Genomic DNA, 20,405 nt, shown 5'->3' on the forward strand with positions numbered 1-20,405 from the left:
ACTCGGCCGTGAAACCCGACTGCGCCAATGGTACTATCGCTCAAGCGATGGAAGAGTAGGTCGTCGCCAGGCATTGAAGCCCGTGCAACATGCAACACGCAACATATCCAAAACCCATTCACAACGTCTCATACACCCTCCGTCTGCAAACGCAGACCGTCGCGGGGTGGAGCAGCCCGGTAGCTCGTCAGGCTCATAACCTGAAGGTCACAGGTTCAAATCCTGTCCCCGCAACCAACTTTGACGACACTCCTAGCCCTGTAGCGCAAGCTCAGGGGCTGTCGTCGTTTCTGGCCTCTTTCCTTTTCCGCGGACCCAGCCATTCGAGAATGGCACCGAACTTGCCGTGCAGCGTCACGTGGACCTCGCCGGGCTTCGCGCCAGGGGTAAGTGTCACGCGATCTATAAGCCCGCGAATGGTGTCTGCGGCTTCGTCGATGCTGAATGAGTATCTAGTTCGACGGTAGCGCGGAGGTGCAGCGCTTCATAGTTGGTCGGTAAGCAATGGCGGCATCGCCGCCACTACCTGCTCAAGGCGGTGTTCGTTAGATTCCAGTCTCATCCGTTGCGCTGTCAGCTAGCCCGGCTCGTCGTCATCCTCGATATGCGCCATAAGCTTGGGCACATGGACACTGGTGTTGGCCAGATTGGTTTCGGCGCGGGTCCTCATTTGCAGGTCGTGATCGGGCTGTTGGCGCAATCGCCCGTACGGTGACCGTTGCAGCGCTGGCGTCCCCTACCGTTGCGAGGAACGGCGCACCGCACCTCCGTACTTCACCCGCCCTGCAAGCAGATGCCTGGGCGGTTTGGCACCGCCGGTTAGCGGATTTCTCGTCTGCTTGAACTTCGTGTCGCGCCTGGCGCGGAGTCCGATGTGTTGAAGCTTCACGCTGCGCTACTGAGCATCGTCGACAAGCAGTCCTTTCCATTATTTTCATCGTTTCAATTCTAGGTCCAAGTGAGCCGCATGGACTAACTGTTCGATGTGCATTGGGTCATGGGTGGAAAATTGCTGTTTGAGCCAGAGAGCGACACCAGCCATGAGACGGTGCGTCATTGGAACAGGTTCAGCTTAGTATGCGCCAACTGCATCCGGTAGCCGCGGGGGTCGCGCAGAGGGGCGAGTAAAGCAAAGGGAGGGTTTAAATCCCCAACCTGCTCCTTGCTTTCGAGTTCCGCGGCGAAGGCCACTGGTTTCCCAGCCGAGTGAGGAATGCGGCCACGGGGTGACAATGCGGAGGGACAGGGCGGCGAAGGTCTGTCTGATTTCATCCGCCTGCTTCAATAGGACAGAATAATGCAGAAATACGATGTGCTAATCGTCGGAGCGGGGCACGGCGGCGCACAGGCTGCGATCGCTCTCCGCCAAGCGAAATTCAGCGGTAGCATCGCAATCGTCGGCGCCGAACCGGACTTGCCTTATGAGCGACCGCCGTTGTCGAAGGACTATCTTTCCAGGGAGAAATCCTTCGAGCGCCTTTTGATTCGTCCGCCAGAATTCTGGGACCAGCGCGAGGTAACAATGCTGCTCGGTCGCGAAGTCGTGTCCGTCAATCCCGCCGAGCATCTGGTCGAGACGGATCGCGAGGAGAAACTTGGCTATGGCATCCTGATCTGGGCGGCTGGCGGCGATGCACGGCGGATTGGCTGCGGGGGTCATGATCTGGCTGGCGTTCATACGCTGCGAACCCGCGCCGATGCGGATCGGATGATTGCCGAGTTGCCGAACGTATCTCGGGCAGTCATTATCGGAGGCGGCTATATCGGGTTGGAGGCGGCAGCGGCACTGACCAAGCTCGGTAAGCGTGTCGTGGTGATCGAAGCGCTGGATCGCGTCTTGGCGCGGGTCGCGGGCGAACCGCTATCGCGCTTCTTTGAAAACGAACATCGCGCGCACGATGTCGATCTTCGATTGAACACCGCAGTCGACCGCATCGAGGGAGTCGGAACCGTATCCGGCGTGTGGTTGGCAAACAGAGAGGTCGTGTCCGCGCAGATAGTGATCGTCGGCATCGGCATCGTGCCTTCGGTTGGTCCGCTGATCGAGGCTGGCGCTGAAGGAGGAAACGGCGTCGCGGTCGACGCGCAATGCCGCACGAGCCTGGCGGACGTCTTCGCAATTGGCGATTGCGCACTGCACGCGAACCGTTTTGCCGACAATTTACCGATACGGCTTGAATCGGTGCAGAACGCTAACGATCAGGCGACGATAGTGGCAAAAACGATTGTCGGCAACGGCACTCCCTATGATGCGGTGCCTTGGTTCTGGTCCAATCAATACGACCTTAAACTTCAGACTGTCGGTCTCTCCATGGGATATGACGACTTGGTAGTGCGTGGCGACATGACGACGCGCAGCTTCTCGATCGTTTATCTGCGCAAAGGTCGCGTTATTGCCCTCGATTGCGTCAACGCAGTGCGCGATTACGTGCAGGGGAGGCGCTTGGTCACGGAAGGATTGGCAATCGATCGCGGCCTGTTGGCCGACGCCGCCATTCCACTGAAGGATTCTATCGCTTTGTAATGTAAGGTGTCGCGAGATAAGCCTCGGTGTCGGTCTTGTAGCCAGCTGCATTGGATGACACCAAGCTAAGCTGTATCCCGCGACTGAAGTAGCGCCCCTAAACGCTATGAAGGGTGCCCGCTCTTGGATAAGAGCGCGGCATCTGATAAATGCCTTAAGGAGAAAGGACTATATCGATTCCGGAAGTAAACCGGATGAAGGTGCTGGTGCCTGTCAAGCGCGCGCCTGACTACAACTGGAAGTTCCGCGTGAACGCGGACGGAACAGGCGTCGATCGGGCTTCATCTTGGGCGCGTGTTCGACCTTGCACCCGCTAGATCGTCGGCTGCAATCCGCGATCATATACGGACCGAGCCGCCGCTTGCGGCGCTGATGATGACAGCATAAGGGCAGCGGCCAGCACCCAGTCTCATCTGCCCCCCGGATTGCCGGTTCCAGTGAGGCTCGCGTTTATGTTACCTCGCCGTGATTGGTGCCACATCGTCGATGGGTCGTACCAATAATCGCTCTGATAACACCCCGATGAAAAGCTTCTTCCCTACCTGAAGGTCGAACTGACCCGTCGATGCCGATGGACGACACAGGCGAGGCACGACAGGCGCTGTTCGGATATATCGAAGACTACCACGGCACCGTATGCATTCAGTTTTCGCGCGTCTCATGCCCGTGCAAGCCGAACGAAGCATGGCGGCTAACTCAAACGTGTTCACCGATCCGGGGACGATCAGGACGGGTGTAAACCTTCCTACTTTTCAGCAAGACCGGTCGGTCCATGCTTCTGCCGCGGTCAGAAGGTGTCAGTGGAATCCCGCTAACAAGCATGCGAGCTTCTTCTCCGAAGCGCCCGAGACGTTCGCGGTACCGTCTCGGCTATAGCTATTCCAGTCGGCAGCGTTGTTCGTCAGGTGAACACGACTGTGTCCGCTTCGACGTGCGGTCGAGCACAGCGATGCAGCAATTTTGTCGCCGGCATTACCTTGCGTTGGTGCTGGGAGAGATGCCGACATGAGGGGTCCGGTCCATCGCCGCTCACTCGCCGCGCGGGTCGATAATGAGTTCACCGTCTTCCGAAGTAAGCACCATCGTCTATATCAGCGGGGTATGCTTTAGGGTGGGGACAGCGATGCCTTGGTTTTGGCGAGGCGTCGATTTGCGTCCTGCGCGAGGTTGTCGCGGTTTTGTTGGAGGGTGTTGGGCGACACGGCTGCGAGGTCGAAGCGGAGTTCGTGCATGTCCATGCCCGAGCGGTAGCCGCCGGGCCAGACGCTGGTCAACTCGAAGCCGCAATGCTGGAAGAACGGCGAGACCTGCGGCGAGGTGTCGACGGTGACGTAGCGCGTGGGCGGCTCGGCGCTGGTCGCGACGTGGAGCAGGCGTTCGAACAGCAGCAGCTTGCCGAGGCCGGCGCCGTGATAGGCGCGCGCGGCCATGCCCCAGAAGAGCAGCGCCTTGTTGTAATGCTCCCAGATCTCGTAGCCGCCGAACGCGCCGGGGACGCCGTCGACGTCGACCACGAATGCCGGGCCGTCGGGCCCGTCGAGCGTCTCCGCCAGCCATTCGCGGTCGCCGGCGCCGAAATACTCGGGGAGGTTCGAGTCGAAGATCGCGAGGACGGCGGCGCGGTCCTTGTCCTCGTAGCGGCGGGTCAGGATTCTGGTCATGGCTGGCTCCACTGCGCGATGGTTTCGATCGCGTCGGTGGTGGAACGGCTCCAGCAGCGCGAAGTGCCTTCGAACGTTGCGGTCGCGTGGGTTGGGTCGGTGACGACGGTTTCGATCGATTCGGGGCGGATGCGACGCGGTTCGCCGATGAGTTTGGCGTGCGCTTCCTTGATCGTCCAGCGACGGAGCCAGGCTTGGGGCTGGGCGAGGGCGGGCAGGCGGTGGAGCGCATCGGCTTCGGTCGGGGTGAGCATGTCCCAGAGCGGCGGGTGGTCGTCGGCGACCTCGCGGTCGACCGCGATCGGCTGGCGTGCAGCGCCGATCAGGGCGTGCGCGCCGCGGCTGGAGAGGCTGAGATACCAGCCGCCGGGGGCGGAAACCATTGGCGCGCCGGCCGGACTGCGTGTCAGTCGAACATCGTCTGAGTCGCCGGCAAGTTTGCGGATCAGGGCGGCGGCCAGACCCTGCCGGATCGCGCGCGCATCGCCGAGCAGGCCGGCAGCGTACGGTCCGTCCTCGGCAACACTCCATGCGACTGGCGACTGACCGTCCCAGACGAGCGCGTCGAGCGGACCGTCGTGCCAGATCGGCGTCACGTCGCGACGGCGATCCGCGCCGGGCTCCCGTCCCAGCTCGTGCCGTCGGGCAGCGTCTCGCCCTTCATCACCACCGACAGGTCGCCGAGCTGCGCGTCGGCACCGATCTCTGCATCGTACAGCACGATCGCGAGCGAGCCGATCGTCGCGCGGTCGCCGACGCGAATCGCGCCGACCTTCATCACGCGGTCCTCGAACAGATGCGTCTGCAGGCCGGCGAAGTCGTTGAGCGCGACGTCGTCGCCGATATCGACGAGGTCGTGCTCGGTCAGGTCGGTGGTGTCGATGTAGCAGCGCTTGCCGATCCGCGCGCCCATCAGCCGCAGGTACAGCCCGATCCACGGCGTGCCGCGGAGTGGTTCGAGCAGGTTGGCGACCGCGAGATTCTCGTACGTCGCGGTCACCAGTTCGGTGCGCCAGACGAAAGTGCTCCAGAGCGGCGCGGTGGTGACCTTGTAGCGGCCGACGACGAGCCATTTGAGCGCGAGGACGAAGATCCCGCAGGCGAGGCAGAAGCCGACGTACAGGAACGGGAAGGTCGTCGCGATCAGCAGCCCGCCATTGTCGAGGTCGTCGAGGTCGCCGACCACCGACAGCAGCAGGCTGAAGAACACCAGGAACGCGGTCAGCGACAAGGTGGTGCGAACCGCCTCGATCGACAGCCGCGTCGCGATCAGCGCGCGCGACGGATTGAACCGCGCGCCTTCGTCGAACATCGTGTTGACCTGTCGCACCGGCAGCTTGATCGCGGGCGAGCCGAACCAGGTGCTGCCCGCCTCGGTGGCGAGCGCGGGATCGCTCGGTGGCTTCGAGAGGACGCCGACTAGCACCTCGTCGCCGATCTGCGTGCCGCTCGGCAGCAGTGCGGAGTTGCCGATGAAGCTGCGGCGGCCGATCTTGGTATGCGCGAGTTCGATCGTGCCGTGGCCGATCCGCGCGGCGCCGAAGATCACCGAGTCGGCGATGAAGCTCTCCTCGCCGATCTCGACCAAGTCCGGCACGATCGCGCTGGCGGTCGAGATTTCCGCGCGACGGCCCACCTTCACGCCAAGCGCGCGGTACCACGGCACCACGTACAGCGTCGCGAAGATCGGGTGGAGCAGGCGCAGCGCGAGGTCGTTGATCTGCTGGACGAACCAGTAGCGGACGTAGAACCCGCTGTTCAGCGCGTAGACCGCGGGTGCGACGCGGCCGAGGATCAGGCGCTTGGCCACCACCGTCAGCACGCACATCATCACGACATAGGTAACCGCGAGCAGCGGCGCGACCGCGACATAGGCATAGCCGCTGGTCGCCCAGTCGAGCTCGATCAGCGCGATCAGCCCGGGCGCAATCGGCAGGATCGCGACCAGCGGCAGGATCAGCGCGCACAGGAACAGGCCGATCGCCGGGCCGGCGTTGCGCGGGGCTGCGGTGGCCGGGCGGCGGGGCGCATCGCCGTCATGCGCGGCGGGCGAGCCGGCCCAGCGCTGGCCGGTCGGGATCGTCGTATCGGCGGGCAGCGCGGACAGATCGTCGAGCATAGCGTCGTCGCCGAGCGCGGCGTTGCGGCCGACCACCGCCATCGACCCGACGAACGCGCCCTTGCCGAGCTTTACCGTGCCGAGCCTCAGCAGCCCGCGCTCGACCGAGCTGGTCGACAGCACCGACTGGTCGCTGATGATCGCATCGTCGTCCGCGTGGAGCAGGTCGGCGGTATCGATGATCCCGGTGCCGATATGGACGCGCTCGCCGATCTTCGCGCCCATCATCCGGTAATAGCCGCGGATCATCGGCGTGCCCGCGAGATACGGCGTCGCGGTGACGCCGATGATCCGGCGGACCAGCCACCAGCGGAAATAATAGCTGCCCCAGAGCGGGTAATCGCCCGCCTTGAACCGTCCGACGATCAGCCATTTGAGCGCGATCGACAGGAACATCGACGCGATCGGCACGACCGTGAAGAACAGCCCGCTGAGGATCAGCGCGTCGACCCGCGGCATGTTCCCGGCGAGATGTGTGTAGGCGAGGTAGGGCGAGAACCATTGGAGGCCCGCCAGCGTGTAGATCGGCAGCAGTGCGAGCGTCTGCGCGGCGACGCACAGCCGGCGCTTCCACAGGGCGATATGATGGAAGCTAGTTTCGTCGAGGATCGCGACGGGCGTGGTGCCACCGATCCGCAGCGCGAGCGCGCGGATCGTCGGCGCGGCGTAGACGTCCTCAAGCGACAGCCCTTCGAGGCCGCGCACCTTTCGCGCCGCCGAAACTAGCCGCGCGGCCTTCAGCGAATGGCCGCCGAGATCCTCGAACAGGTCGTCGAGCACCGACACCGGCTGCGGCGCAAATGCCTCGGCCCAGACGCGGTGCAGGCTTTCCTCCAGCGGCGTGGCGGGCGCGACTATCTCGCGGTCCGACGTCACGGTGATCTCGGGCTTGACCAGCGCCTTGCGGTCGACCTTCCCCGAGGCAGGGAGCGTCGGCAGGTGCGACAGCAATTGATACCCCGCCGGGCGCATGTAGTTGGGGAGACGCTCGGCGACGCGGGCTTTGAGGCCGACCATGTCTATCTCCTCGGCGGGACGCGCGATCAGGAACGCTGCGAGGAACTCCGAGCCGTCGTCGTCGGTGAACAGCTGGACGACGGTCTGCGCGACGCCCGGCCATTCGCCGATCACCGCCTCGATCTCGGCGAGTTCGACGCGGAAGCCGCGAATCTTGACCTGCGTATCGATGCGGCCGACGAAATCGATGTCGCCTGCCGCGTCGAGCTTCACGAGATCGCCGGAGCGGTAGATGCGTTCTGGGGCACCGGAAGGCCCGTCGAACGGCGTCATGATGAACTTCTCGGCGGTCAGATCGGGGCGGTTGACGTAGCCGACGCCGACGCCGGGACCGCCGATCACGAGTTCGCCTTCCTGGCCGTCGGGGACCGGCTGCATATGCTCGTCGACCACCCAGGCGGTGTAGCCGGGGAGCGGCTTGCCGATCGTGATGCGCTGGCCGGGGAACACCTCGGTCCAGGTCGCGGTGACCGACGTCTCGGTCGGGCCGTAGGTATTGAGCAACCGCAATCCTGGACGCGCGAGCCGGCGCGGCAGGTCGGCGGGGCACGCTTCGCCGCCCATGTTGAGCAGGCGCAGCGTCGGCACCGGATGCTCGACCAGCGCGATCAGCGAGGGGACGACGTGCCAGATCGTCGTGTTCGCCTCGGCGAGCGCGATCGCCACGTCGGGCCCGCTGGTCGCCAGCGCCTCGGTCGCGACCAGCACGACTGCCCCGACGAAGAACGCGCTCCACATCGTCTCGACCGACATGTCGAACGCGAGGCTGAACCCGCCGAACACGACGTCGGCCGGGGTGAGGTCGAGGATCGCGCTTTCCGAGCGGACCAGGTGGCAGGCGTTGCCGTGCGAGATCATCACGCCCTTGGGCCGGCCGGTCGTGCCCGAGGTGTAGATGATGTAGGCGAGGTCCTGCGGATCGCTGAGCGTCACGTCGCGACCGATCGGTTCGGACGGCTCCGCCGCGAGATCGCCCAGCGCCGCGTCGAGTGCGAGCGTTTTCCCCTTGAGGTTCGCGACGCGGCCGGCGACGGTGATCGTCAGCGCGGCTTCGCTGTCCTCGACGATGAAGTCGATGCGGTCCTGCGGATAGCCCCAGTCGACCGGCACATAGGCGGCGCCGGCGCGCAGCACGCCGAGGATCGCCATATACTGGTCGAGCCCGCGCGGCAGGCACAGCACGACGCGGTCGCCGCGGCCGATCCCCATCGCGCGGAGACGGTGCGCGAGCGCGAGGCTGCGCGTGGCGAGGTCGGTATAGGTCCAGGCGGTCTTGCGGTCGTATTCCTCGTCCGCGCCGATCAGTCGCAGCGCGGTCGCGTCGGGATGCGCCGCGCGCGTGGTGTCGAACAGTTCGTGCAGCAGTTCGTCGCGGGCGTAGGGTTCGGCCGGCCGCAGCGCCGGCGCGGGGGCGATCGACGCTGTCCTCGCTCTTGGCATTAGCGTGATATCCGAGGCGCTTGGCGAGGTGTCTGGATGCATCGAAGAGCCTTAGCCTATGTCTCGCGCGGTTTGCTATATGTCAGACACGCCGCGGGGCGTGTCGGGTATCCACGAGGTCCGCTTATGCCGTCGCGGCCGGGACTGCGGCGAGCGCGGGGGACGGGAGCGCCTCCACCGTGGGCCGCGAGAGCAGATAGCCCTGGCAGAGGCGGACGCCGATCTCCCGTAGCGTCCGCAATTCCGCCGCGGTCTCGATCCCCTCGGCGATACAGCGGATGCCGAGGTCCTCGGCCATGCGGACGACGCTCGCGACGATCGTCCGGCGCGAGGCCGAGCTGTCGATCCCGCGGATCAGCGCCATGTCGATCTTCAGCATGTCGGGTCGCAGGTCGGCGAGCAGCCCGAGCCCCGCATAGCCGGCGCCGAAATCGTCGATCGCGGTGGTGAAGCCGCGCGCCTGATACGCCTCGATGATGTGGCGGACATGCGCGACGTCGACCATCTGCTCGTTCTCGGTGAATTCGAACATCAGCCGGCCGGGGTCGAACCCGACGCGGCGGGCCGCCGACAGCGACGCGCGGATGCACGCGTTCGGCTCGTAGACGGCGTTGGGCATGAAGTTGATCGACAGCTTCGCGTCGCCATCGGCGGCGAAGAGCGACCCCGCGAGTTCGATCGCCTTGACCCGGCACGCCTGGTCGAACTTGTAGATCATGTCGGGCTCGATGCCGGACAGCACCTCGCCCGCCGACTGGCCTTCCGTCCCACGCACCAGCGCCTCGTAGGCGAAGATCGATCCGGTCCGGATATCGACGATCGGCTGGAATGCCATCGTAATCGCGGTCCTGAGCGGCGCGCCGGTCCGGCATCCCTGGCAGGTGGCGAGTGCGGCGACGGGAGTGGCGGCGGGTGCGGGGACGGGGGTGGCGGCCGCGGCATCGGCCGGCGTGATCGGTGAATGCATCATGCCCAGTCTTCCAGTTTTCCCATCGCGTTGCGCGGCAGGGCGGGGCCGAAGCGCAAGCTCTTCAGGCGTTCGGGATCGGTCAGGCGAGGCGCGACCAGCTGATCGATGCGGGCCGCCAGCAGGACGGTATCCTGGTGCTCGGTCGGCACGACGAAGGCCTTCAGTCGCCCGTTGACGTGCAGCCGCACCGCGGCGTCGGCGACTCCGTCGACCGACCGCAACACCCGTGCGATACGCTCCGGCCAGACATTGTGGCCGGCGACCTGGACCGCGCCGTCACGCCGGCCGATCGGCCGCAGCGTGCGTTCGCCGATCCGCTCGATATGGTCGGGCAGGTCGAAACGGCGGCCAGTGCGGTCGACGAGCCGCCAATCGCCTTCGCCGTCGGGGAGCAACTGCCAGCGCGGCAGCAGATCGTACGCGGGCGCGGTCGCCGTGGTGGGGGCGTCGCGCAGCGCGATGCCGCCCGTTTCCGAGGCGCCATAGATATCGACCAGTCGCGACAGTCCCGACGCCAGCAGCCCCGTCGCGACGTCGTCATCGAGCGATCCGCCCGAGCTGACGCCGACGATATCCTCGGGAAACCGACGGATCAGACGCCGCAGCGCCTGCCACTGGTCGGGCACCGCGACGACGAGGTCCCCCGCGGCGAGGCCCAGTGGCGTGCCGATCGTGCGGACGACGACCGGTACGCCCAGCGCATCCGGGAGGAGACAGGTCCAGACGATCCCGTACAGATGATGCGCCGGCACCAGCGCGACCACCCGGCGGCGGCTTGCGAACCGGCCTGCGAAAAACGCGGCTTCGTCGAGCAGGTCGGCGACGACATGGACGCAGGGGCGCGGGTGACCGGTCGACCCCGACGTGACGACCGTCATCCGGCCATTGCCCGAGGCGTGCGCGTGCAGGATCCAGTCGACCCAGGCGCCGACGGTGCGCGGCGGACCGTCGCTCAGCACGCTGTCGTCGAGGTCGAACGCCTCGGCCAGCGCACCGAGCGCGCCGAGCTGTTCCATCGAATCCAGCCCGAGTCCCGCGTCGTCGATCGGCATGGAGTCGAGCCAGTCCTCGGGCGAGATTGGCCGGGAGTCGCTATCGCGCAGGCGACGCAGTTCGGCGGCGACGACCGCACAGGCGATGCGGTGCGCCCCAGCGCGCTGCAATCGGGGCGCCGTCACGCGGCGCAGGCTTGGCGATGACAGACCTGATTCCGTCCGGCATGCTTGGCGGCGTAGAGACGCTTGTCGGCGAGCGCGATGAGCGCGTCGATCGACCCGTCGGCCTCGTCCAGCGTCGCACACCCCAGGCTGGCGGTGACGGTCAACGGCCCGCTCGGCGTTTCGACTTCGAGCGCGGCGATGGTCGTGCGCATCTGTTCGGCGAGCAGCACCGCCTGGTCCTTGGCATAGCGCGGCAGGAGGACGCCGAACTCCTCGCCGCCCAGTCGCGCGAAGATACCGCGCGGCGGCAGCAGCAGCTTGCAGGCGTCGGCGACGCGGCACAACAGCGTGTCGCCGACCGGGTGGCCATAGGTATCGTTGACCGTCTTGAAGTGATCGAGATCCATCACGACCAGCGACAGCGACTGCCGCAATTCGCGCCAGTGGGTCAGCTCGCGCTCCATCACCTGGCCGAAATAGCGCCGGTTCGATGCGCCGGTCAGATGGTCGCAGGTCAGCAGCCGGCGCATGTCCTCGGCGGCCTCGCCACCGCGCGGCACGTCGCGCAAGACGACCGAGAAACCGGACGGGCGCAGATCGTCGGGGCCCGACCTTGCGACGACGAGGCGCTGGCACCAATAGCGCTCGCCGTCGGCGCGCTGCTGCCAGCCCTCCTGCAGATGCCACCCCTCGCGCGTTGCGATCACCAGCTGCTCGTCGAGCCGCAGGTCGCCACCAGGCGCATCGGTGTTCAGGATGTCGGTGAGATCGCGGCCGATCACGTCGGCGGCCGGATGCCCGGTCTGGCGCGTGAAGCAGGCATCGGCGGACTCGATCCGGCCGTCCGGGGTGATCGTCAGCGCGGCATAGTCGTTGACGCCGTCGAGCATCGTCGCGAACCAGGTGTTCGCCTGGCGCAGGCGCTCCTCCTGGACGACCTGCTGGCTGATATCCGCCAACGTCGCCATCAGCCGGTTCGCGCCCAGCTTGACCAGCGTACAGGCGAGCACCTTCGCCGGCACGGCGTGCCGACGCGCGCCGAGGTCGACGAAGATGCGGTGACCGTCGCAGATCCGCCCCGTCGCGGGCGCAAACGCGGCGACGATGCTGCGCAACTCCGGCGCGTGCTGTTCGAACGCCGCAAACAGGTTGCCGGGATCGCGCGGCCCCGCGAGCGGCAGCAGATGCTGCATCGCGTGCGGGTTCATCATCCCGATCTCGCCGGTGGCATCGCATTCGATCAGCCCGACCGGGCAGGCATACAGGAACTCGAGAAGCTGTTCCTCGCTGGACGTGTCGCTCATGATCGCGGTCTTACCGTGCGATGAGGATGTAACGGCGTGGCGTGCCGGCACTGGCGAGCAGGCGCAGGCGCACGCGCGTCGGGCGCATCCGCAAGGTCAGGACATAGGGCACGATCTCGTCGATTTCGGGCTCGTCCTCGAACCGCTGGGCGACCATGAAGTTGTTCATGCACTGCCCGACCGCGTCGAAGAACGGCACGCCGAGGACCGCGGCAGGATCGAGCCCCGCCATGCGCGCTTCGGTCGCGCTGTAGACCTGGACGATCGTGTCCGCGCCGAAGCCGACCACCCCGAACGGCAGGGTATCGCGCGCGTCCGCGCTCATCGCTTCGAGGTCGCGCAGGGCAACCGTTTCAAAACCCGACTCATTTGGCGACACGGCTGTAACTCCCTTACAACCGGCTTATGCCTCCGAGAGCGTTAAGCATCGGCTAAAATGGCGCGCGATCCGGCGGGCTTGATCCGGCGGTATCGATCGCGATCCGGCGGGGGCTGTCTCGCCGCTATGCCGGCACTATGCGAAGGGCGGAAAACGATCTCGAAATGCTACGGCGCGCGCGATAGCTGGAGGCCCACGAAGGGATTTGTGGCATGGCAGCGTGGCATCGAGACTGGCGGACCGACCTTGGTCTTCGCGGGGCGGGGGTGATCCTGTGCGCGGTGGCGTATCTGGCGATCGCGCAACTGTTGGCGCTGTGCCTGTCGTCACGCGGCGGCGAAATCCTCGCGCATGGATCGGTGGTGTATGGACCCGCGACGTTTGCGCTGGCGGCGGTCGGGTTCCTCGGCACCAGCGCGGGCAGCGTCCTTGTCCTGTGCGGCACGCATATCTTCGACGAGATCGTCATCAGCGCGCGGTGGCGGGTCAGCCGCATGCCGCACGATCGAGCCGGTGAGTTGCGCAACTCCGATCAGGTTTATGAGAATCTGGTCTGAAGGCTGCCTCGAACGCGCAACCATCCGATTTCGGCTTATGAGGCGCGCGTACGGGCAGATGGGCCAAGTCCTACTCGGTAAGGCGCGCGCCGACGGCGGCGAACAGGGTCAAAAACCCAGAACCAGTGAAGCCCTCTCGGTTTTCAACGACATAGGCAGCGATAGCCGATCTCGCGCTGCCGCCGCCTTTCCCGCAGCGGTCAAGAATTAGGACGGCCGATCAACGGCGCCCAAAGGTGGGATTGGGAGAGGAAAGCGGACGGGCCGCTTTAGCGAAAATCGGGCGGTAAGCCGACATTCGTGTTCACTCTACATCGCTATATTCTTCCAATAACTGGATCGTATTCCCCCGGTAACAGTAAATCGGAACTCCTCCGACGCCACCCTTCAACCTCAACTGAATGCAAGTTTTTTTGGGGAAAGAAATATAACGGGGGTATCGGTTCAACATTGCCGTTGATGGCGTCTCGTGCACCTTCGTCGCCCACCGCTGAGCGGCATCCTGTGCCTGTGCGATTGACCCGTTCCAACTAGGCAACCGCCTCTCACGCTCAAGCGCACGCCATTCACCCGTCTCAAAACCAATCGCAAATGTGCCTACGATCGCAAGTGAGGCGAGGATGACCTTGGATGCCCTGTTCATGAAAGCATGAGAGCATTTTTAATGTCCGTTTCCAAGCTCACTATAAATGTTCACGAACGGCGACAATTGGGCGGAAGCGGAATGGTCGGAATGGAGAGGGAAGCGGTCATAGAAGAGTGAGCCGGTCGATTGCCGCCCTCATGTCATCAATTGTGGGTTGGTCGAGGTCGGCCATCTCGACCAACCAAATCGCCTCGTTCACAACATCGTCACCAAACTCAAAATCACCAAAAATGATGCAGGTGGCTGCATAGTTGGCGATTTCGACGCTCAGTCCCTGTCCAGCAACAGCTTCCAGCAACTGTCGCGCATGACGATGGTGTCCGGTCCGGGGGTGATGAAAATGCGCCCCTCACCAGTCTGATTGCACGCCAGATTACACGCCCTGACTTCGTCGGCCACTTCGTCACCAAATTGTTCGGGCGTAAGTCTGCCTTCCAAAAAGGCCACGAGTGAAGCGTGTTCCATTTCGATCAGATTAGCGACTTACCTAATGACCGCAATTGGGTGTTTTGCGACAACGATGCGGATGCGGTATCGTTGATCGTCAGCGTAGCTCAATTGGCGGGAGCACCGGTCACAGCCGGAGGTTGCGGGTTCGAGTCCTGCCGCTGGCGATCCAGCCTGAACGATCGTCTGCAATTGGGAAGCGCAATCGGACTGGGGAACGGCAAAGATTGGGCGAAAGCGGACCTATGGAGCAGTTTGAACCCATATTGCAGGAACATTGTATTCAGCGGCCCACCGCTCCGCTGCCGCCACGGCGTCGGCAAAGGCACCGTCATTCTCCGGCAGCGAGCCATAGCCGACCCACTCGCCGCTCGGGTTCCATGCAGCACCGGTCCCGAAGAACCGGCCATCGTCCGATGCCTCCACGATCAGCCACGGCTCGTCGTCGCCGCGATCCGGCATCTGCTCGCCGGGCGATAGGTAGATGATCTTTGTCATAACTCGGACAATGCCGCGCCTGTCGAACGTCCACAACTGGGCGGTAGCAGACATCGCCGAAATCTATTGGCGGCGTCCGATCACGAACCCAAGTCCGGTCGCCAGCAGCACGGGAATGACAACGGCAATCCAGAGGTCAGCGCCTAGCGCCTTCAAGCCAAGATACATTGCGATGCCCAACACCGGGGCCGCATAGCGCCAGCGGTTAGCGCGAAGGTCTCCCATAAACGTGACACCTCGTCTCTGCACCGTCATTCTCCACGCCATCGCCAACACGCTTGTGCCTTCTCATAACCCGCCCGGCAATGTCCGAGATTAGGCGTTTTTAACGGCCCGTCATGCCTATGATAGGGAAGCGCTGCTAGCCGATCGCGCTGCTGACCGATCATCAGGACAGCGTCGTGGATGACCAGATGACCGAAGCCCAAGGCGATCTCCTAGGCAGCGTTATCGTGCTTCTCAGCACGGCCCTGCTGCTCGGCGCGGTGCACTTCGCCAGCACCGCCGTGGACAAGCGAAAAGTTCGATGGCTCACAACGCTGAGCGTCATACTGTCGATCGCAGGCGTGGCCATCGTTATCGTTACATGATGACCGCTTTTGGAAGGAAAGCGAACGGTCCGCTTCTGAGAAGCTTGTCAGTCATATGCCCGGTAGGGACGACCATGCCCACGTTCATGAGCGGTCTGGTGAGGTAGCCGTGTTTCAAAGCGTTTAAGCTGTTTTAGATGATCGGGATCGAACCGAACCGCACGTCGCAACCAATATCGATAGGATTTAAGATCACCTCGATTGAAAGCGTCCATAGCGAGGTGTTGTGCGGCATACTCATAGCCGCCCCTATGCGCTCGATAATACAGGCCAGCCCTACTGAACCGATCCGCAACTCGCCCCTCGATAGGGAAAGTATCGGCCAGCGTAACCATCGCCGAGAAGTCGCCATCCAAGGCTAGGTGCCATAAGATAGGCTCATACAGGCCGCATCGATGCACGTCTTTGATCGACCAATACCGCTTCCACAGGGCATCCCGTTTCACAGGACTTTTTCGCGCAATCATTCGCTCAAACTACACCGCAGGTTTGAGACCGCAACGTCCGCGTCTGAGACACCGAAAATCGACGCTGAATGACATCAAATGGGCGAAAGCGACATTGATATCCTCATCGTGCGGTCGCTCCGAGCAATGCTGCTTGCGGCAATCGGGTCGGCGTGTCGTTTCGGATCGTAAGGGTGACGTGCTGGATTATGCGAGGCATAAGCCGCCGCATGACCAGTATGATCGCCGTCGATAGTCCGGCTTCCGCGCCTGCTCCCGCGTCAGTCGCAATGTCGGTCGCCGAGTTAAGCGCGGAATCGGTGAGGGCCCGACCATGGCACGCATGACGAAAACGCGCGTGCGGATCCTGTTGCAGCGGCATGCGCCGAGTGCGCTCGTCTGGCGGCGGCGCGTTGCGATCCTCGGCGGGGCGATCATGATCGGCATCGTCGCACTCGGGTTCGCGGCGGCAGCGGATCGGGCGGGCGAGGCGTTCACCGACATCGTCGCGCGCTGGTGGTGGGCGCCGCTGCTGATGACGCCCGTGGGCTATGCGGCGATCGCGTGGATCACGCTGCGGGTTGCCCCGGCGGCGCGCGGATCGGGCATCCCGCAGGTCATGGCGGCGACGCGCGATCCCGATCATGCGATGACCGGGCTGGTTTCCGCGAAGACGGTCATCGTCAAGCTGGTGCTGACGATCGGGACGCTGTTCGTCGGCGCATCGACCGGGCGCGAGGGGCCGACGGTGCAGGTTGCCGCGTCGATCATGGGCTATGCGCACCGCGTGATGGCGATCCCGCTGCGCGCGTCGGTGTTCATCGCCGGTGGCGCGGCGGGCGTCGCCGCGGCGTTCAACACGCCACTCGCCGGGGTCGCCTTTGCGATCGAGGAACTGGCCGCCGCGTACGAACAGCGGATGACGCTGCTGGTGATGACCGCGGTGCTGATCGCCGGGATGGTCAGCCTCGGGCTGTCGGGGGATTACGTGTATTTCGGGGTGATGCGGCAGACGCTGAACGTCCGCGAGACGCTGCTCGCGGCGCCGGTCGCGGGGATATTGGGGGGCCTGGCGGGGGCGCTGTTCTCGCGGTCGGTGATCGCGACCGGGCGGACGCGGCTGGCACCGGTGGCGTGGCTGCGCGCGCATCCGACGCTGTTCGCCGGCGGGCTCGGGCTGGTCGTGGCGATCATCGGTGTCGCGAGCGGGCTGACCTGGGGGACCGGATACGGCGCGGCGCGCGGGATCATCACCGGCGGCGACGTGCCGCACTGGTTCGGCGCGGCGAAGTTCGTCACGACGCTGGCGACCGCGGTATCGGGCATGCCGGGCGGGATCTTCGCGCCGTCGCTGTCGGTCGGGGCCGGGATCGGCGACATGCTCCGCAGCATCTTCCCCGATTATCCGCCCGGCGCGATCGTGCTGCTGGGGATGGTCGCGTATTTCACCGGCGTGGTCCGCGCGCCGCTGACCGCGGTGATCATCATCTCCGAGACGACCGCGAGCCGGGGGCTGATGATGCCGCTGGTCGCCTCCGCGCTGATCGCCGACTTCGTCGCGCAGGCGGTGTCGAAGGAGCGGCTGTATCATGTGCTGTCCGCAGGATTTTTGCGCAAGGACGGGGTTGCGGTGGCGGTTGCAGGGCATGAAGGTCCGACTGCCGACCGCGACGATCGCGGGCACTGAGCGCCGCGCCGTCGCGGACCGACAGCGCTGGTTCAGACCGCACGGTTTAGGCGCGCATCCGAAGCTCGAAATCTGGAATCACGTCGCGCATGGTCAGGAGTTGGATAGGGCGGGTGGTGGCCTGTGCGGCGCTTTCGCTGATCGGCGCGCCGGCGGCGGCTGAACAGGCCGCGGCGCCGGCTACGCAGGCCGATGCGCCGGGCGTGCAATTGCCGGTCGACGCGGCGATGCAGGACGCGGCAGCCTATGCGCAGCGGTTCGGCGTGCCGCTCGATACCGCGATGCACCGGTTGCGCGCGCAGGCGGAGAGCGTGGCGACGACCGATGCGCTACGGACGGCGTTTGCGGATCGCTGGGTGGGAGTCGCGATCGAGCACCAGCCGGACTATCGGATCGTCGTGCTGCTGACCGGCACCGAGCCCGTGCCCGATCGCACGATCGCGGCGGGCGGGATCGTCGTGCCGATCGTCTTCCGTACCGGCGCAGGCGCGACGCGGGTGGCACTGTTGGCGGCGCTGTCCAAATATCAGGCGATGATCCGCAAGTCGTTGCCGCATCCGCCCGGGATGGGGGTCGATCAGCGGACCGGCGAGATGGTCGTGGCGATCTCGTCGGGCGATGCTGACCTGAACCGCGACGGCACGCTGCGCGCGCGGATTGCGGCGCTGACCGGGATGCCCATCCGGATCGAGGTGCTCGACCTGCAGGCGACGGCGATGGCCGAGCAGATCGGAGGTCCTGCGCCTTTGCCCGACTCGACCGTTGGCGCGATCGCGAGCGAACCGATCCGGGGTGGGGCGCGCGTGATCGGCACGGTAGACGGCAAGCGCTACGCGTGCACGACCGGGTTCGTCGTGACCGATGGCGCACGCTTCGGCGTGGCGACCGCGGCGCATTGCCCGGACACGCTCGCCTATGTCGATGCGGAACGGCACGAATGGCCGCTCGACTATGTCGGGCAATGGGGGTGGGGCTATCAGGACGTGCAGGTGAACGTCGCGCGCGGTCCGCTCGGACCGTTATTCTATGCCGATACCGCCAAGACGCTGGCGCGCCCGGTCGTCACCTGGCGCTATCGGACGAGCACGCGCGCGGGCGACTTCGTCTGTCATCGCGGCGAGCGGACCGGCTATAGCTGTGCGCTGATCGCGATGGTCGATTTCGCCCCCGCCGGCGACCTGTGCGGCGGCGCGTGCCTGCCGACCTGGGTGGCGGTGGAGGGGCCGACTTGCCGGGGGGGAGATAGCGGAGCGCCGGTGTTCGAGGGGACGACCGCGCTCGGGATCGTCAAGGGCGGGACGTATGCGAAGGACGGGACGTGCCTGTTCTATTATTACATGTCGACCGACTATCTGCCGCCGGGGTGGACGCTGGTGCATCAGCCGGCGGCGGTGCCCGTCATGGTTCAGCCTTTGCCCACGGTCGCCGACACCGCGCGCTGATCGGCAGGGAGCAGCGCACGCGCGGTCTTGTAGCAATCCTCGACATGCGAATTGCCGATCAGCTTCATCGCGCCGAAGCTGATCGTCGCGGCGACCGCCGAGCCCGCGAACGGCACGAACTTGGCGATCGAGCCGGCGGCGACCCGCGTCGCGATCCGGCGCAGCAACGATGCGACGATCCGCTTCGTCACCATCCGGCCGATCATCGTGTTGCCGAGACTCGACGCCATCACCAGCGCCTGCTGCGCGAGATGCGGCTCGAGTTTCTGCACCTGATCGTGATCGAGCCCGAAGCGGTTGCTGATCTGCGGCAGCAGCTTGGTCAGCAGGCCGATATCGGCGACCAGATCGGCGCCGGGGATCGGCACCACCGCGGCACCCGCCGAGAGCATCGAGCGCGTCGTGACGAGGCGTTTGCAGTCGTCGCGGACGCGGTCGAGTTCGGCGATGGTGTCGATCATGATGGTATGTTCCTGACAATAGTGGCCCGACAACGCACCGCACCCGTGCTGGTGCCATCGGCGGGCCATCAGAGGGCGATCGGGGCTGGTGGTGCGCGCAAAAGCCGGTAGGACCGGCGCAAACAACGGCACAAACGAACGGTGGAGACGGATATGGCTGGGCAGACAATAGGCGTGATCGGCGCGGGGCAGATGGGCGCGGGGATCGCGCAGGTGTCGGCACAGGCGGGATACCGCGTGCTGCTGGCCGACGTGTCGCTGGACGCGGCCGAGAAGGGCAAGGCGGGGATCGCCAAGGCGCTTGGCCGGCTGGTCGAGAAGGAGAAGATCGCGGGCGATGCGCGCGATGCGGCGCTGGCGCTGATCGAGCCGGTCGCGAGCGTGGCGGACATGGGCGACTGTGCGATCGTCGTCGAGGCGGCGACCGAGCGCGAGGGCGTCAAGCGCGCGATCTTCGCCGAGGTCGGCAAGGTGCTGGGGCCGGATGCGATCCTGGCGTCGAACACGTCGTCGATCCCGATCACACGCCTCGCACAGGCAGCGCCCCATGCGGCGCGGTTCATGGGGGTGCATTTCTTCAACCCCGTGCCGGTGATGCGGCCGATCGAACTGATCCGGGGCCTCGCGACGTCGGACGCGACGGTGGCGGCGGTCGAGGCATTTGCGGAAAAGCTCGGCAAGCAGGTGGTGCATGCCAACGACGCGCCGGGGTTCATCGTCAACCGCGTGCTGATGCCGATGATCAACGAGGCGTGCTTCGCGCTGGGCGAGGGCGTGGCGAGCGTGCGGGATATCGATCTGGCGTGCCAGCTCGGGCTGAACCATCCGATGGGGCCGCTGACGCTGGCGGACTTCATCGGGCTGGATACGTGCCTCGAGATCACGCGCGTGCTGTTCGAGGGGACGGGCGATCCGAAGTTCCGGCCTGCGCCGGTGCTGGTGAAGTATGTCGAGGCTGGGTGGTTCGGGCGGAAGACGAAGCGCGGGTTTTATGATTATTCGGGCACGGAGCCTGTGCCTACGCGGTGAAGAGAGCGCGGTTCGATGTGATCTCATT

Annotated in this window: 17 protein-coding genes, 2 tRNA genes and 1 pseudogene; 9 read left to right on the forward strand and 11 right to left on the reverse strand. The window is 65.1% G+C overall.

Translation table 11 applies throughout. The features are described from left to right. The first annotated feature begins 160 nt into the window (after positions 1-160). A tRNA-Met gene (locus C8J43_RS18460) sits at positions 161-237 on the forward strand. Positions 238-271: 34 nt separating this feature from the next. Here C8J43_RS18460 and C8J43_RS22585 read toward each other — a convergent pair. Beyond that, on the reverse strand, positions 272-397 hold the full coding sequence (locus tag C8J43_RS22585; protein ID WP_279388846.1) for a hypothetical protein: 126 nt from the start codon (positions 395-397) through the stop codon (positions 272-274). Between the two features lie 900 nt (positions 398-1,297). Between C8J43_RS22585 and C8J43_RS18465 the strand changes: the two genes are divergently transcribed. Next, a complete protein-coding gene (locus C8J43_RS18465; protein ID WP_133032108.1) occupies positions 1,298-2,524 on the forward strand; it encodes an FAD-dependent oxidoreductase in 1,227 nt (408 codons plus the stop codon). 194 nt (positions 2,525-2,718) lie between these two features. After that, positions 2,719-2,808, forward strand: a pseudogene (locus C8J43_RS22420) (electron transfer flavoprotein subunit beta/FixA family protein); the annotation flags it as partial. 822 nt (positions 2,809-3,630) lie between these two features. Here C8J43_RS22420 and C8J43_RS18475 read toward each other — a convergent pair. The 7 genes from C8J43_RS18475 to C8J43_RS18505 form a co-directional block, all read right to left on the reverse strand. Next, a complete protein-coding gene (locus C8J43_RS18475) occupies positions 3,631-4,185 on the reverse strand; it encodes a GNAT family N-acetyltransferase (RefSeq protein WP_133032109.1) in 555 nt (184 codons plus the stop codon). Then, positions 4,182-4,781: a 4'-phosphopantetheinyl transferase superfamily protein gene (locus tag C8J43_RS18480; RefSeq protein WP_133032110.1), complete on the reverse strand. Its 600-nt coding sequence runs from the start codon at positions 4,779-4,781 to the stop codon at positions 4,182-4,184. Before C8J43_RS18480 ends, C8J43_RS18475 begins: the two co-directional genes overlap by 4 nt. Beyond that, positions 4,778-8,761, reverse strand: coding sequence for a Pls/PosA family non-ribosomal peptide synthetase (locus tag C8J43_RS18485; protein WP_207893450.1), 3,984 nt, complete (start codon positions 8,759-8,761; stop codon positions 4,778-4,780). Before C8J43_RS18485 ends, C8J43_RS18480 begins: the two co-directional genes overlap by 4 nt. A 124-nt stretch (positions 8,762-8,885) precedes the next feature. Further along, positions 8,886-9,596 (reverse strand): EAL domain-containing protein, encoded by a 711-nt coding sequence (locus C8J43_RS18490; RefSeq protein ID WP_207893453.1) that lies wholly within the window; start codon positions 9,594-9,596, stop codon positions 8,886-8,888. Positions 9,597-9,727: 131 nt separating this feature from the next. Beyond that, positions 9,728-10,909, reverse strand: a complete 1,182-nt coding sequence (locus C8J43_RS18495) for an AMP-binding protein (protein WP_133032112.1) — start codon at positions 10,907-10,909, stop codon at positions 9,728-9,730. After that, complete coding sequence (locus C8J43_RS18500) at positions 10,906-12,195, reverse strand: sensor domain-containing diguanylate cyclase (RefSeq protein WP_133032113.1); 1,290 nt, start codon at positions 12,193-12,195, stop codon at positions 10,906-10,908. The genes C8J43_RS18495 and C8J43_RS18500 overlap by 4 nt, the downstream gene beginning before the upstream one ends. A 10-nt stretch (positions 12,196-12,205) precedes the next feature. Further along, positions 12,206-12,520 (reverse strand): phosphonate transporter, encoded by a 315-nt coding sequence (locus C8J43_RS18505; protein WP_133032114.1) that lies wholly within the window; start codon positions 12,518-12,520, stop codon positions 12,206-12,208. Between the two features lie 266 nt (positions 12,521-12,786). Here C8J43_RS18505 and C8J43_RS18510 point away from each other — a divergent pair, with 266 nt between their 5' ends. Continuing rightward, on the forward strand, positions 12,787-13,131 hold the full coding sequence (locus C8J43_RS18510; RefSeq protein ID WP_133032115.1) for a hypothetical protein: 345 nt from the start codon (positions 12,787-12,789) through the stop codon (positions 13,129-13,131). Between the two features lie 749 nt (positions 13,132-13,880). On the opposite strand, the gene C8J43_RS18515 is transcribed toward C8J43_RS18510, so the two are convergent. Further along, positions 13,881-14,075: a hypothetical protein gene (locus C8J43_RS18515; RefSeq protein ID WP_133032116.1), complete on the reverse strand. Its 195-nt coding sequence runs from the start codon at positions 14,073-14,075 to the stop codon at positions 13,881-13,883. A 245-nt stretch (positions 14,076-14,320) separates the two neighbouring features. Between C8J43_RS18515 and C8J43_RS18525 the strand changes: the two genes are divergently transcribed. After that, positions 14,321-14,391: transfer RNA gene (locus C8J43_RS18525), tRNA-OTHER, on the forward strand. Positions 14,392-14,467: 76 nt separating this feature from the next. Here the strand turns inward: C8J43_RS18525 and C8J43_RS18530 are convergent. Beyond that, positions 14,468-14,722: a hypothetical protein gene (locus C8J43_RS18530; RefSeq protein WP_133032118.1), complete on the reverse strand. Its 255-nt coding sequence runs from the start codon at positions 14,720-14,722 to the stop codon at positions 14,468-14,470. A 401-nt stretch (positions 14,723-15,123) separates the two neighbouring features. Between C8J43_RS18530 and C8J43_RS18535 the strand changes: the two genes are divergently transcribed. The 3 genes from C8J43_RS18535 to C8J43_RS18545 all read left to right on the forward strand — a co-directional run bounded on the left by C8J43_RS18535 (position 15,124) and on the right by C8J43_RS18545 (position 18,887). Then, a complete protein-coding gene (locus tag C8J43_RS18535) occupies positions 15,124-15,312 on the forward strand; it encodes a hypothetical protein (RefSeq protein WP_056052695.1) in 189 nt (62 codons plus the stop codon). Positions 15,313-16,092: 780 nt separating this feature from the next. Continuing rightward, the gene (locus C8J43_RS18540; RefSeq protein ID WP_133032119.1) at positions 16,093-17,445 is read left to right on the forward strand and encodes a chloride channel protein; all 1,353 of its coding nucleotides are present in this window, start codon (positions 16,093-16,095) and stop codon (positions 17,443-17,445) included. A 113-nt stretch (positions 17,446-17,558) separates the two neighbouring features. Continuing rightward, positions 17,559-18,887: a S1 family peptidase gene (locus C8J43_RS18545; RefSeq protein ID WP_243645673.1), complete on the forward strand. Its 1,329-nt coding sequence runs from the start codon at positions 17,559-17,561 to the stop codon at positions 18,885-18,887. Here C8J43_RS18545 and C8J43_RS18550 read toward each other — a convergent pair. Continuing rightward, complete coding sequence (locus C8J43_RS18550) at positions 18,851-19,348, reverse strand: hypothetical protein (protein WP_133032121.1); 498 nt, start codon at positions 19,346-19,348, stop codon at positions 18,851-18,853. The two genes, C8J43_RS18545 and C8J43_RS18550, sit on opposite strands and share 37 nt — an antisense overlap. A 153-nt stretch (positions 19,349-19,501) precedes the next feature. Between C8J43_RS18550 and C8J43_RS18555 the strand changes: the two genes are divergently transcribed. Further along, a complete protein-coding gene (locus tag C8J43_RS18555; RefSeq protein ID WP_133032122.1) occupies positions 19,502-20,377 on the forward strand; it encodes a 3-hydroxyacyl-CoA dehydrogenase NAD-binding domain-containing protein in 876 nt (291 codons plus the stop codon). The last annotated feature ends 28 nt before the right edge of the window (positions 20,378-20,405 follow it).

This window comes from Sphingomonas sp. PP-CE-1G-424 (assembly GCF_004341085.1).
Taxonomy (GTDB): Bacteria; Pseudomonadota; Alphaproteobacteria; order Sphingomonadales; family Sphingomonadaceae; genus Sphingomonas.

What these genes read in the sequence shown, in the direction of transcription:
- C8J43_RS18475 (WP_133032109.1), bottom strand. Translation starts at nt 4,185, where the DNA reads ATGACCAGAATCCTGACCCGCCGCTACGAGGACAAGGACCGCGCCGCC.
- C8J43_RS18465 (WP_133032108.1), top strand. Translation starts at nt 1,298, where the DNA reads ATGCAGAAATACGATGTGCTAATCGTCGGAGCGGGGCACGGCGGCGCA.
- C8J43_RS18490 (WP_207893453.1), bottom strand. Translation starts at nt 9,596, where the DNA reads ATGGCATTCCAGCCGATCGTCGATATCCGGACCGGATCGATCTTCGCC.
- C8J43_RS18500 (WP_133032113.1), bottom strand. Translation starts at nt 12,195, where the DNA reads ATGAGCGACACGTCCAGCGAGGAACAGCTTCTCGAGTTCCTGTATGCC.
- C8J43_RS18540 (WP_133032119.1), top strand. Translation starts at nt 16,093, where the DNA reads ATGGCACGCATGACGAAAACGCGCGTGCGGATCCTGTTGCAGCGGCAT.
- C8J43_RS18550 (WP_133032121.1), bottom strand. Translation starts at nt 19,348, where the DNA reads ATGATCGACACCATCGCCGAACTCGACCGCGTCCGCGACGACTGCAAA.
- C8J43_RS18555 (WP_133032122.1), top strand. Translation starts at nt 19,502, where the DNA reads ATGGCTGGGCAGACAATAGGCGTGATCGGCGCGGGGCAGATGGGCGCG.
- C8J43_RS18510 (WP_133032115.1), top strand. Translation starts at nt 12,787, where the DNA reads ATGGCAGCGTGGCATCGAGACTGGCGGACCGACCTTGGTCTTCGCGGG.
- C8J43_RS18485 (WP_207893450.1), bottom strand. Translation starts at nt 8,761, where the DNA reads ATGCCAAGAGCGAGGACAGCGTCGATCGCCCCCGCGCCGGCGCTGCGG.
- C8J43_RS18505 (WP_133032114.1), bottom strand. Translation starts at nt 12,520, where the DNA reads ATGAGCGCGGACGCGCGCGATACCCTGCCGTTCGGGGTGGTCGGCTTC.
- C8J43_RS18530 (WP_133032118.1), bottom strand. Translation starts at nt 14,722, where the DNA reads ATGACAAAGATCATCTACCTATCGCCCGGCGAGCAGATGCCGGATCGC.